The organism is uncultured Capnocytophaga sp. (assembly GCF_937936315.1).
Classification (GTDB): domain Bacteria; phylum Bacteroidota; class Bacteroidia; order Flavobacteriales; family Flavobacteriaceae; genus Capnocytophaga.
On the sequence record NZ_CALGWU010000025.1, the window covers coordinates 110951 to 123920 of the forward strand.

A 12970-nucleotide genomic window follows, 5' to 3' on the forward strand; every position below is an offset into this window, starting at 1 on the left:
TAAAAGAATGAAAAAATATATTATCCCTGTATTAGCGCTACTCACTGTAGGCTGTACTAAAGATTTTGAAACTTTCAACAAAAACCCTTACGGAGCTACAGATGAACAACTCAGTAGAATCCCTCAAGGAGGTAATGAACTCGTAGCATTGCAAAAATTGGTAGTCCCTCAACAAGAAAACTCTTACCAAATGTGTTTTGACCTGCCTGCTACTCCTTATTCTGGCTATGCCGCACAACCTAAATTCCAAGCCGATTATCCTGTGTATAACCCTCGTACAGGATGGACAGACTATGTATTCGACGACACTTATACCAAGCACCTATATCCCGCTTATTTCGCCCTAAAAAGTTATTCCAAAGGCGATATGAACAAATACTATTTTGCTTGGGGAACTGTATTGCGCGCAGCTATTACTCACTGGCTTACTGACACGTATGGACCTCTACCCTACTCCCAAATGGAAGCTGGTAAAACACAAACTCCTTACGATAAACAATCGGATTTGTATAAATACATGTGTGAAGACCTAAAAACAGCTATCAACACCTTGAAAGCTGTAGACGCCTCTGATCGACAATATGCCGATTTCGACCTTGTGTACAAAGGCGATATGACCAAATGGGTGAAATACGCTAACTCTTTATTGTTGCGTATGGCAATACGTATGAGTGATGTAGATGAAACCAACGCTAAAGCTTATGCCCAATTCGCCCTTGACAATGGTGTAATTACTGAAAATGCCGATAACGCTATGTTAGAAAACAAAGATAATGCGGCTTTCAAAGTAGCTGCAAGCTGGGGTGACTCTCGTGCAGGTGCCGATATCGTAGCCTATATGAATGCCTTTTCTGACCCTCGTCGTGAAGCTTATTTCACTGAAGTTACAGGATTACCTCAAAAATATATCGGACTAAGAAACGGTGCTCCTACTATCACTGTTGTTCCTGCCCTTTTTTCATCTCCTAAAATCACAAAAGAATCTCCTATGGTGTGGATTACAGCTTCAGAAGTCGCTTTCATAAAAGCTGAAATGGCGCTCAAAGGTTGGACTTTTGTAGGCGATACTGCCGAAAACTTGTACAAAAAAGGTATTGAATTATCATTTGCACAACATAATGTTTCTTTAGGAACTTACTTGAACAATACTAATACTCGTGGTGCTTATACTGACCCTAGAGAAAGTGCTTACAACAATCCTACTTTCTCATCAGCTATTACAGTAAAATGGGATAACAGCGCCACCGATGAAGTTAAATTATCAAAGATTATCACCCAAAAATGGATTGCGATGTACCCTTACAACTCACACGAAGCATGGGCTGAATGGCGCAGAACTGGTTATCCTAACCTAATGGCCCCTGTAGAAAACCGCAGCAATGGTGTGATCACTTCGGTAACCCAAGCAAATGGTAAAGATACTGGCGGTATGCGCCGCTTACCTTTCTCTTCTAAAGAAACTACTAACAACCCTACCAACCGCAACGCTGCTGTAGGCTTCTTAGGAGGTGCTGATAATGGCGCTACCGACCTTTGGTGGGTGAAGAAATAACTTAACTTTTAAACGTTATTGCAATGAAAAAATTAATGATCATAGCCTCGTTACTCGCTATTGCTTGTAACGATATCGAACCAATAGAAATAGATGCTCCCAAACGTGAAATTAACACTCAGGCTCTTACCCAATACAAATCTAACCTGAACAATCGCCCAATCACTATGGGAATGCTCTACAATTGGGGAAAAGAAGCAGGTGCTATCCTGATGAATACCCCCGATAGCTTAGATGTGATTGTAGTGAAAAACAACTACAACTCTATAGACGAAATACTTCAAAACGATTTAAAAGGAGTACAACAAAAAAAAGCTACCAAAGTATTGCTTGGTATAGACTTTTCTGAGACTACATCTACCGATACTACCGAACTTACTAAACTAGCTACCGATGCTCTTGCAATCGCTAAAGCCAATGGATTTAACGGTGTAAGCATTGAGTTCCCTCAAGAAACTAGTGACTATTTCTCTCAAGAAGCTTTTGATGCTGTACTTTCAGCTATCGTTGCTAACAAAGGCAACTTGCTTTTTGCCGTTGAAAATATGTATGGTGAGTACGGACTAACAAGTGAGGAAAAACCAATTGACAAAGCTAACTGGGTGGTATTCCGCAAAAAAGACAATGAACTATTCAGCAGTTTCACTGATCAAGCTGAAAAGTGGACTACACTTCGCTACCTACCTTCTACTGATTTCTCCGAAGAAGGTCTTGAAGATGGTTATACCGACTCTGCTAATTTCAACCCCGATGGTAAAGATGGACGCTACCCACGCACAATAGACATTACCAATTGGAAAGCTTCTAATAGAGCTGGCGTAGCCCTCTACCACATCGAAAAAGATTACTATAACCTCTCTGGTAAAACTACTTTCAAAACCTTGAGAGCCATTATTCACAAAGTACAACAATAAAAATAGAAATAATGAAAAGAAATTTAATAATAGGTATGTTTCTCGCCCTTGCGGCTTGCGCTCCTAAAGAAGATGTAGGAGGAGGAACTAAAGCAGGAGGTCAATCGGCAGTACTGCTCCAAAAAGACGGCAATAAAACTGCCGAATTTTCCTCTCCAGTAGCTGTCTCAGCTCAGGCTAATGAAGTAGGTACTCAAAAAACAGTTGCTTACCAAGTTCAATTGTTTAAAGAAAACAATAGCAATTTATCTGCTTTTATCTCTTTAGATAATAACCAAGTAGCAAAATATAACAGCCTATATGGCACTAATTATATTGCTCTACCTGCTAAGTATATTTCATATGATAAAACCCTAAAAATCAAAGCTGGTAACATTCTATCAGACGAAGGAACTGCTAGCATAACCGTTTCAGATGAACTAAAAGACAACACTACTTATATGTTTGCCTTACGACTCACCGCGGTAAGTGGAGCTAGTGTTACCCCTAACACCCAACTGCTCATGGTAAGCTTTGAAAAAGTAAAAGGTCAAATTAAAAACACCCTAGCTGTTACTCGTGATGAATTTTTACTAATTGACAATGGTGGTTCTAATGCAAGTGATATTGGTGGCACTTTCACCTTAGAAGGACTTATCAATATACAAAAATTTAGAGGCCCTGGTGATAACGGCGACGCTGGTATTTCTACCTTTATGGGTACAGAAGGTCAAACTTTAATGCGCTTTGGAGATGCTGGTGTAGACCCCGACCACTTGCAAGCTAATGGTCAAGATATAGGCGTAAAATTTAAAACTAACCAATGGTATCACATTGCTATAGTAGTAGATGGCAGCAAAACTATCGCCTATGTAAATGGTAAAAAAGTAACTGAATATAATACTTCTGGTAGCCTTGGTTCTTTCTTTATCGGACGTAGCTACAACAGCAACCGCGGTATCGTAGCTCGTTTTAGCGAAATCCGTTTGTGGAACATAGCTCGTACCGTTACACAAATAAAAGATAACATGTACGAAGTGAAAAACACTGAAAGTGGATTGTACGCTTACTGGAAAATGAATGAAGTGAAAAACAATAAAATACCTGACGTTTCTGGCAATAACCGCGATCTTATCCTAAGAGGTCAGGCTAACAAAAATGGTAGACTAACTATCCAACTACACGAAGAAGAGAAAGGTGTAAAAATAACTGAATAATATGAAAGCAAAATACATCATAGCCAATATAATGATAGGTGCAGCATTGCTGTACGCTTGCGACAAAGACAAAATAGAGTTGCCTCAGCCCGAGAACAATACTATGAGTAGCCAAGGAAGTTCCTTGTATTACAAAACAGCTCCTCAACAAGAGGAAACTACCTTTACCGCCGATGGTTCTTATACATTTGCAATCAAAACTGGAAAAGCCGCTACCGATGCTGGAACCGTTACATTGCTCACCGGCTCTATGGAAAAAATTGTAAAAGATTACAATGTTTTTAAAGGAGCTTCAGACTATAGTTTGTTACCTGCAGCCAACTATACTTTTGAAGGCTCTTCTTACTCCAAAGGTGCTACTGAAGCTGAAGTAAAAGTTACTATCAAAGACTTTGCTTCTTTGGATTATGGTGACTACCTACTCCCTTTAAAAGTAGAAATGGCTGGTCAACAAGTATTCCATTTAGTAAAAGTGCATAAAGATGGTGATTATACCGCTCTTAGCGAAACCTCTAAAAAACCTATGCCTCCCGGAACCTATAGCTGCCCCGACCGCAAAGAACCTATGAAAATGGTAGCTTACGTAGAAACTAACGACTGGGATATCCGCAATATGGGTCAGTTCATACTCAAAGATAGTAAAAAACCTGTATTTGACATAGTAGTTCTCTTTGCTGCCAATATGAACTACGATGCTAAAAAAGGTAAACGCTATTTGTTCTTCAACGACAAATTGCAACCTATCCTCAAAGACCCCGATAAATATATCAAACCTTTGAGAGATAGAGGTATAAAAGTAATAGTAGATATCTTACCTAACCACCAAGGGGTAGGTTACTACAACTTCCAAAACTACGAAGAAGCTCTTGAATTTGCTCGCGAATGTAAACAATACGCTGATAAATATGGTTTTGATGGCTACGATATAGATGAAGAATATGCAGAATATTACAAACTTCCTCAAAAACCTACAAAAGATAATGAATCTATCTTATGGTTTATGCGAGCCATGAAGGAAGTAATGCCTGATAAACTCCTTACACTATATGACTATGGACATTATTTATCTAGTAGTGATGTTGACGATCAAGGAAAAGGAGCTAAAGATTACTTAGATTACAGCTGGGCAAACTATTGGGAAAGACATGGTTCTTACTCAGGAGTTCCCAAAGAAAAATATGGACAATATTCTATTGAAGCTAACTGGTCTACTAGTTACACAACTTATTCAGCAGATTATAACCTCCAAGGATGCTATGGATTACTTATGATATTCAACATCAATGGACGTGATATAAAAAGTGGTGATGTAACTGATGACTTAAGTGATGCTACTAGAAAATTTTATGGTGAAGAATGTATTTTCTCAGGCAAATACCATAAAGGTCCTAAAGATAGGTAATACTTAATTACTTTATAAAAGAAGAGGCTACCCTCACGTATTGGAGGGTAGCCTCTTTATTTTAAATTACTACTAATTTATTTATGCTACTACTATTTGTACCGTGTCGGCAGCAACTTGTTTGAGTAGTACGATTTTTCCCGTTTCTACTTCTTGTATAGCAGCTTGGGTGGCGTGGCGAATGGTATAAAGTATTACTTTATCGGTAACCGATACTTTAAAACGCTCTTCTAATTTTTCTAATAGTTCTGCTAAGGTATCAAACTTATTGTCTACGCATACCGAGAAACTAATAGCTGAGTTCTGTATCACACTTACCTTCATTTTGGCGTTATGCAAACTATTGAAAATATAACTTATACCTTCTTCTACTATAAACGAAAAATCACGAGAGGAGAACGAGAGCAGTATTTGGTCTTTTTTAAGAATAAAGCAAGGTACTTTAGGGGTTAGTTCAGATACATTGCACACTGCACTTCCTTCAGCTGTAGGATTCACGAATGAACGTACATAGAGAGGAATTTCTTTTTGTTGTAGGGGTTGTAAGGTTTTAGGGTGAATCACCGAAGCTCCATAGAAAGCTAATTCTATAGCCTCTTTATATGGGATTTTGTGTAAGAGTTCAGTATGTTCAAAATAACGAGGGTCGGCATTGAGTACCCCTGGCACATCTTTCCATATTGTAACACTCTCGGCATTGAGGCAATAGGCAAAAATAGCGGCGGTATAATCGGAGCCTTCACGCCCTAAGGTAGTGGTGAAAAAGTTAGCATCACTTCCCAAGAATCCTTGAGTGATGTTCAACAGCGATTTGTTGATATGAGTGCGAATATTGCTTTGTGTTTCTTCCCAATCAATAGAGGCATCACGATAGTTACTATCTGTTTTTACGAGATTACGCACATCTATCCAAGTATTTTTAATACCATTATCGTTTAAAAACTGACTGATAATAGTTGTAGAAATGAGTTCTCCAAAGCCAATAACTTGGTCGTATACAAAGCTGTGTTTTGGTGACTTATTGCGTTCTAGAAAGGAAGTGAGTTCGGCAAAAAGCCCATCGACTTTCCAGTATACAGGGTGATTTTCATCGGTAAATAACTCGCGAATGATATGATAGTGAAAATCCTTTATCACTTGAATGCTCTCTGCGAGTTTTTCTTGCTCTTTGAAATAGCTATTCACTACCACCTCTAAAGCATTGGTAGTCTTCCCCATAGCCGAAATGACAATGAGGGTATTGGTATAACCTACATTTTCTAATATTTTAGCGACATTGCGCACGCCTGCAGCATCTTTCACTGAGGCACCTCCAAATTTGAATATCTGCATTTTAATTAGGTAAGAGGTAAGAGGTAAGAGTTATGTATCTAAGACCTATTACCGAAATTGATAGGGCAAAAGTAGTGTATTTTGGTGAAAACAGAAAAGAGAAATAAGAAAAATATCAATTAGATAATTTGTTGTTATATCTATAACTAAAAATAAGCGTTGAGGAAATTCTCAACGCTTATTTTATTTGCTATGTTATATTTTATTGTCCAGCTTGTTTTTTAGCTTCTTCTTTCATTTTTTCGTTAGGAACGATTACCACATTCACACGGCGGTTTTTAGCACGTCCATCAGGAGTGTCATTACTTGCTACAGGATTTTTCTCTCCATACCATTTAGTAGTAAAGCGACTACCTGCTAAACCTTTATTTTTAAAATAGCTAGTAACGGCTTGTGCGCGGCGTTGTGAAAGACCTAAGTTATACTCATCTTTACCTACACTATCAGTGTGACCTGCTACTATCACGTTAGTATCAGGATATTCTTTAAGGATAGCAGAAAGTTTATCAAGAGTTTGTTTTGATTTTTCGTTGATGTTGAACTTATTAGTATCAAAGTATACACCTCCGTTATTTTCGTCAAAAGTAACTACAATACCATCATCTATGCGTTTTACATCAGCACCTGGGATTTCTTGTTCTATTTTTTTAGCTTGTTTATCCATTTGGTTACCAATAACGGCGCCAGCAGCACCACCCACTACAGTACCTAAGACAGCTCCTAGCTCACTATTTTGTCCGTTACCTACATTGTTTCCTAAGATAGCTCCTAATAAAGCTCCACCAGCTGCACCAATTACAGCTCCGCGTTGAGCTTTGTTTGTATTGTTGTATGCCTCACAACCTGTAAGCAATACAGCTGCAGACAAGGCTAAAACTACGAATTTCTTCATTTTTTCTTATGGTTTTAATTATTTTACAAAGTTCATTGAGATAACAAAAGGTTTGCCATCTACTCTTACGGTTTGTTCCCATACCATTGCATTTTCTGATAGGCTTGCTAAGTGCAAACGAATACCTGCATTGGTTTCTGATTTGTATTTTTCATTTGTAGGTTTCAACAAGAAATCGTAATATCCTGTAGATTTATCGATTTGTTGTACTACGAAAATAAAATTTCTCTGTCCTGTAGAACAACCACCAGCATTAATAGTATAGTATCCACGGTTGTTATTGGGTACAAATTTCCAAGTACTACCTTCAAAACATTCTTTTGAAGTATCGTTCAATAAGGTAACATCAAACTTACCTTTTTCACTATAGGTAATAGACTGTAGAGTCCATTCTCCTTTGATAGTTTTGTTGGCTACGTTTGTTTCTTTAGGTTTAGAGGTCATTGAGTTAGAACTCTTACAAGCTATTACAAATGCTGCCATTACAAATAGAAGTACAATTTTTCTCATCTTGATAAATAATTTTTTTTGGGGGCAAAAGTACAGTATTTATTGATAACTTCCATAACAATTAACTAAATATTAACATTCTATTACTAAATTATCATAGGCTAAGAAAATATTTTTGGGCAGGTTTTGTTGTATGTGGTCGTGAAATCCAAAGGTTTGACTTATGTGTGTAAGGAAAGTGCGTTTGGGTTGTACTTGTGCTATAATTTCTAATGCTTCCGATAAATTGAGATGTGTAGGGTGAGCTTGTTCTCTCAAGCAGTTCAACACTAATGTATCTACGCCCTTCAGTTTTTCTATTTCGGTGTTTTCTATATATTTAGCATCGGTGATGTAAGCAAAATTTTCAATTCGGTAGCCTATAATGGGCAAATTACCGTGCATCACGTGTATAGGTTGTATCGTTTTTCCGTACAAAGTAAAAGGGGTGTAGTTTATTTCGTGAGCAATTACTGAGGGAGCGCCCTCATATCTATTTTCGGTAGCAAATATATAAGCAAAACGGACTCTCAATTCATTGAGTACGCGTTTGAGTCCATAGATAGGCATATCCCCTTGAAGGTGGACAAAGGGGCGTATGTCGTCCATACCAGCGGTATGATCGGCGTGTTCGTGAGTAAATAGGATAGCCTCTAAGTGTTGTACTTCGTTAGTGAGGATCTGTTGCCTAAAATCAGGACTACAATCTATTACAATATTGGTATTATCCCAACTGATGAGTACCGAAGTGCGCAAACGTTTGTCTTTAGGATTGGTACTTTTGCCTACAGGGTGGTCGCTTGCTATTACAGGAACCCCTTGCGAAGTGCCTGTACCGAGGAAAGTAATCTTCATTTTCAGGTGTCAGGTATTAGATAAGAGGTAAGAAATAAGAACTTTAGCTCTTACTTCTTACCTCTTACTTTTTACCTTGTAAAAAAGGTTTATTTTTTATGACGTGGTTCTGAGGATACAGTGAGTTTTTTGCGTCCTTTAGCACGACGACGTGCTAATACTTTTCTACCATTGGCAGTTGCCATACGTTCTCTAAAACCGTGTTTATTTCTTCTTTTTCTTTTTGAAGGTTGAAATGTTCTTTTCATTGCTTGTTAATCTTTAAAATCTTATTAAAAATGATACTTTGTCTCTCTATTTTATCAATAGCGGGGCAAAAGTACATCTTTTTTTTGGAATGACAAAATTTTTTATAGGTAAAAGGTAAGAGGTAAGAGGTAAGAAACGGCTAAACCTTTATTTTACAACATTTTATTTGAAATAAAATTGTTGTTATACCTCTTTATTTTTTCTTATGTAATACTCTATATTCTTCGTAACACTGACTAATAGCTTCGAGTACTTGGAGGTCATTTGCGGTCATTATAAAGTCGTTAGAATAATTGCAAGAACGGATGATTTCTTCGAGTTCAGAGCGGTCTACTTGCAAGAGTTCTAATAGAGTTTCGCGGTCGTAACGGGTGGAAAGAGCATCGCTCAATTGATTATCTTTGCGTATTTCTCTCAGTTTGCGCATTTCTTTTCCTTTGGCACTGAACGAACGGCTCAACAAGTCGGCTGGATTCATTACAGCACTGAGAACACGACCTACAGCACTAGCACTAGCACGGCTTTCATAACCTATTTCTAAGCCCGAAACGCTATATCGAGTATTGTTGTTAATAGGAGCGTTTTTAGCATCGATATCTAAATACCCTGTGAGTTTATAAGGGGTAATCACTACTTCTTCCAAGGCGTAAGCAAGTTCAGTCATCCCTATTTTTAGTCCTTGGAATTTTATCATATCATTAGTAATCCTAATTTTAGTGGATTTATACCCCAAAAAAGATATATAAAGAGTATCATTAGCAGCTACTCTAATGGTAAAATCTCCTTTTTCATTAGTTGTAGTTCCTCGTACTTTGTTGAGGTTCAGGATATGAACATTGGCCATTGGCTTGTTGTTCTGCACACTATACACATGACCTTGCAACTCAGCTTCTTGAGCTGCCAATGTAGTTACGAACAACAATATACAAAAGCACAATATCTTCTTCATCATAATCGATTCTTTTTAAGGGTAAAAAATAGGTGTAGAGTGGGAATGTATAGGTCACACTCCCACAGAACACCTTAAATTAATTTCAATTATTAGTTCTTCACATTGAAGGCTTTTTCTTTAGGATAGTAAGCTACTGACCCTAAAGATTCTTCGATGCGGAGCAATTGGTTGTACTTCGCCATACGGTCAGAACGTGAAGCAGAACCAGTTTTGATTTGTCCGGTGTTCAAAGCTACAGCCAAGTCGGCAATAGTATTGTCTTCAGTTTCACCTGAACGGTGAGACATTACGGCAGTATAACCAGCGCGGTTAGCCATATCTACGGCTGCAATAGTTTCAGACAAAGTACCGATTTGGTTTACTTTGATAAGGATAGAGTTTGCAATACCTTTGGCAATACCTCTTTCAAGGATAGATACGTTAGTAACGAACAAGTCGTCACCTACTAATTGAACGCGGTCACCGATTTTATCAGTAAGGAGTTTCCAACCATCCCAGTCGTTTTGATCCATACCGTCCTCGATAGAGATGATAGGATATTTAGCTACTAACTCAGCCAAGTAGTCAGCTTGTTCAGCTGAAGTACGTACTTTACCTTTAGCGCCTTCAAAAATAGTATAGTCGTATTTACCATCTTTAAAGAACTCAGAAGAAGCACAGTCTAAGGCGATTTTGATATCTTCGCCCCATTTGTAACCAGCTTTGTTTACCGCTTCTTTGATAGAATCAAGCGCATCTTCGATATCTTTGAATGCAGGAGCGAAACCACCTTCGTCACCTACAGCAGTTCCTAAACCTTTGTCGTGTAATACTTTTTTAAGGTTGTGGAATACCTCTGCACCCATTTGGATAGCTTGTGAAAAGTCTTTAGCATTCACAGGCATAATCATAAATTCTTGGAAAGCAATAGGCGCATCGGAGTGAGCTCCAGCGTTGATGATGTTCATCATAGGCACTGGCAAAGTGTGAGCACTTACCCCACCTACGTAGCGGTATAAAGGCAAACCGAGTTCTTCGGCAGCAGCTCTAGCAACCGCCAATGATACCCCAAGAATAGCGTTAGCTCCTAATTTAGATTTGTTAGGAGTGCCATCGAGAGCAATCATAGTTTGGTCGATAAGGTTTTGTTCGAAAACGTTCATACCAACGATTTCTTCTGCGATGATATCGTTTACATTGGCAACGGCTTTAAGTACGCCTTTACCCATATAATCTTTACCGCCATCGCGTAATTCAACAGCTTCGTATTCACCTGTTGAAGCTCCTGAAGGAACAGCAGCTCTACCAAGGAAACCATTTTCAGTTTCTACATCTACTTCTACGGTTGGATTTCCTCTTGAATCCAAAATCTGACGTGCGTGCACGCTTACAATAATACTCATATATTTTGTTATTTAATTATTTACTTTGTTTAGGTGTCAGGCGTTAGGTGGACATTTCTAAGTTATCTGAGTTATCTGAGTTAATAATGCTAATTGTTAATTATCAATTATTAAAGCTTTGTCTTGCCCAAAAGAAAGGAGGCTCGATACCTAAAGCGCGGAGGTAGGTGTATCCTTGTCCGCGGTGATGCGACTCATTTTCAATAGCGTATAATATCCACTGAGCAAAAGTAAAAGTCATTTGATAAATAGTAAGTGATTGGGTATAATCACCCACTTCTTTCCATTCACGATCAATGATTTCAGTAACCTTGTCCCACAAAGCTAACACTTCTGTTTTAGTAGTTGGGAACTGCCCTTCAGTGTAAAAAGGGGTATGTTTTTCGTGGAGTGTTTCTGTGAAAATATAGTTAGTAATCATCAAAAACTCTTCTACCATTTGCGAAAATGGTCGCAAATTAGCTATACTGAACTCAAAGAGGTCTTTCTCGGGGAAAGCCTCAATCACGTTGCGGGTGAGGGCACGTGCATCTTTAAAATTAGAGAGTAGAGCTGAAGGGGTAAGTAACTCTTTCATTATTATTTTTTAGCTATCATTTCTGCAAATTGGTCGAACAAATAAGTTGCATCGTTGGGTCCTGGGCCTGCTTCAGGGTGATACTGTACGCTAAAACATTTCTTGCCTTTAATGCGCAAGCCCATCACGGTATTATCGTTTAGATGGGTATGAGTGATTTCCACATTAGGATTTGCTTCTGCCTCTGCTCTATTCACTGCAAAACCATGGTTTTGTGAGGTAATCTCGTCTTTACCCGTAAGCAAATTCTTCACGGGGTGATTGATACCGCGGTGACCATTGTGCATTTTGTAAGTGCTGATACCATTGGCAAGTGCAATAATTTGATGTCCTAAGCAAATACCAAAAATAGGCAAATCTTCTGCTATCATTTGTTTTACTTGAGTAATCACCTCGGTGAGTGGTTCGGGGTCGCCAGGTCCATTAGACAAGAAATAGCCATCAGGATTCCACGCTTTGAGCTCAGCTAAAGGCGTATTATACGGAAATACTTTGATGTACATATCACGAGCTGCCAAGTTGCGTAAGATATTTTGCTTGATACCGAAATCGAGTGCTGCTACTTTGTACTTTGCCTCAGGATTGCCAAAAAAATAAGGTTCAGTAACCGACACTTTCGATGCCAATTCTAAACCTTTCATATTGGGAACCTCTTGTAAACGAGCTTTGAGTAGTGCTAAATCATCAGTTTCAGTGGAAATAACGGCGTTCATTGAGCCATTGTCGCGGATGTAGCTCACCAAAGCGCGTGTATCTACTTCGCAAATAGCTACCAAGTGGTTACGGTCTAAAAAGTTTTTCAGGGTTTCCTCGGCAGAAGCACGTGAGGCTTCATAACTAAAATTTCTGCATACCAACCCTGCAATTTTCATACCACTTGATTCGTAATCATCGGCGGCAATGCCATAATTACCAATATGAGCATTGGTAGTTACCATAATTTGACCAAAGTATGAGGGATCAGTAAAAATTTCTTGATAGCCCGTCATACCTGTATTGAAACACACTTCGCCAAAAGCAGTACCTTCATAACCAACGCTTTTGCCATAAAAGGCAGTGCCATCGGCAAGGAGCAAAACTGCTTTTTTCTTTTGTTGATACTTCATTGTGCTATTTCCTTAATTTGAGCGCAAAGGTACAAAATAATTAACAATTAACAAGTAATGAGGAAGATTTTT

Annotated in this window: 13 protein-coding genes; 4 read left to right on the plus strand and 9 right to left on the minus strand. The window is 38.5% G+C overall.

The genetic code is table 11. The features are described from left to right. Window positions 1–7: 7 nt before the first annotated feature. The 4 genes from Q0162_RS05000 to Q0162_RS05015 are packed head-to-tail and all read left to right on the plus strand — an operon-like array spanning window position 8 to window position 5064. Complete coding sequence (locus Q0162_RS05000; protein ID WP_297889970.1) at window positions 8–1552, plus strand: SusD/RagB family nutrient-binding outer membrane lipoprotein; 1545 nt, start codon at window positions 8–10, stop codon at window positions 1550–1552. 23 nt (window positions 1553–1575) lie between these two features. Then, window positions 1576–2466, plus strand: coding sequence for a glycoside hydrolase family 18 (locus tag Q0162_RS05005; protein ID WP_297889972.1), 891 nt, complete (start codon window positions 1576–1578; stop codon window positions 2464–2466). A gap of 11 nt (window positions 2467–2477) precedes the next feature. Then, the gene (locus tag Q0162_RS05010; RefSeq protein WP_297889974.1) at window positions 2478–3662 is read left to right on the plus strand and encodes a DUF1735 and LamG domain-containing protein; all 1185 of its coding nucleotides are present in this window, start codon (window positions 2478–2480) and stop codon (window positions 3660–3662) included. A gap of 1 nt (window position 3663) precedes the next feature. Next, entirely contained in the window at window positions 3664–5064 is a 1401-nt protein-coding gene (locus Q0162_RS05015; RefSeq protein ID WP_297889976.1) for a DUF1735 domain-containing protein, read from the plus strand. Window positions 5065–5145: 81 nt separating this feature from the next. Here the strand turns inward: Q0162_RS05015 and Q0162_RS05020 are convergent, their stop codons facing one another. The 9 genes from Q0162_RS05020 to carA all read right to left on the minus strand — a co-directional run bounded on the left by Q0162_RS05020 (window position 5146) and on the right by carA (window position 12898). Further along, window positions 5146–6396, minus strand: coding sequence for an aspartate kinase (locus tag Q0162_RS05020; RefSeq protein WP_297889978.1), 1251 nt, complete (start codon window positions 6394–6396; stop codon window positions 5146–5148). A gap of 202 nt (window positions 6397–6598) precedes the next feature. Then, window positions 6599–7288: an OmpA family protein gene (locus tag Q0162_RS05025; RefSeq protein ID WP_297889980.1), complete on the minus strand. Its 690-nt coding sequence runs from the start codon at window positions 7286–7288 to the stop codon at window positions 6599–6601. An 18-nt stretch (window positions 7289–7306) separates the two neighbouring features. After that, window positions 7307–7798 carry a lipocalin family protein gene (locus Q0162_RS05030; RefSeq protein WP_297889982.1) on the minus strand — a complete coding sequence of 164 codons (492 nt, stop codon included), beginning with the start codon at window positions 7796–7798 and terminating at the stop codon, window positions 7307–7309. A 72-nt stretch (window positions 7799–7870) separates the two neighbouring features. Then, on the minus strand, window positions 7871–8632 hold the full coding sequence (locus tag Q0162_RS05035) for an MBL fold metallo-hydrolase (protein WP_297889984.1): 762 nt from the start codon (window positions 8630–8632) through the stop codon (window positions 7871–7873). A gap of 89 nt (window positions 8633–8721) precedes the next feature. Continuing rightward, on the minus strand, window positions 8722–8880 hold the full coding sequence (gene rpmH, locus Q0162_RS05040; protein WP_002669412.1) for a 50S ribosomal protein L34: 159 nt from the start codon (window positions 8878–8880) through the stop codon (window positions 8722–8724). Between the two features lie 194 nt (window positions 8881–9074). After that, window positions 9075–9833, minus strand: coding sequence for a carboxypeptidase-like regulatory domain-containing protein (locus Q0162_RS05045; protein WP_297890006.1), 759 nt, complete (start codon window positions 9831–9833; stop codon window positions 9075–9077). 89 nt (window positions 9834–9922) lie between these two features. Next, complete coding sequence (gene eno, locus Q0162_RS05050; RefSeq protein ID WP_297890008.1) at window positions 9923–11215, minus strand: phosphopyruvate hydratase; 1293 nt, start codon at window positions 11213–11215, stop codon at window positions 9923–9925. 103 nt (window positions 11216–11318) lie between these two features. Continuing rightward, entirely contained in the window at window positions 11319–11792 is a 474-nt protein-coding gene (locus Q0162_RS05055) for a DinB family protein (RefSeq protein ID WP_297890010.1), read from the minus strand. Window positions 11793–11794: 2 nt separating this feature from the next. Further along, window positions 11795–12898, minus strand: a complete 1104-nt coding sequence (gene carA, locus Q0162_RS05060) for a glutamine-hydrolyzing carbamoyl-phosphate synthase small subunit (protein ID WP_297890012.1) — start codon at window positions 12896–12898, stop codon at window positions 11795–11797. Between the last annotated feature and the right edge of the window lie 72 nt (window positions 12899–12970).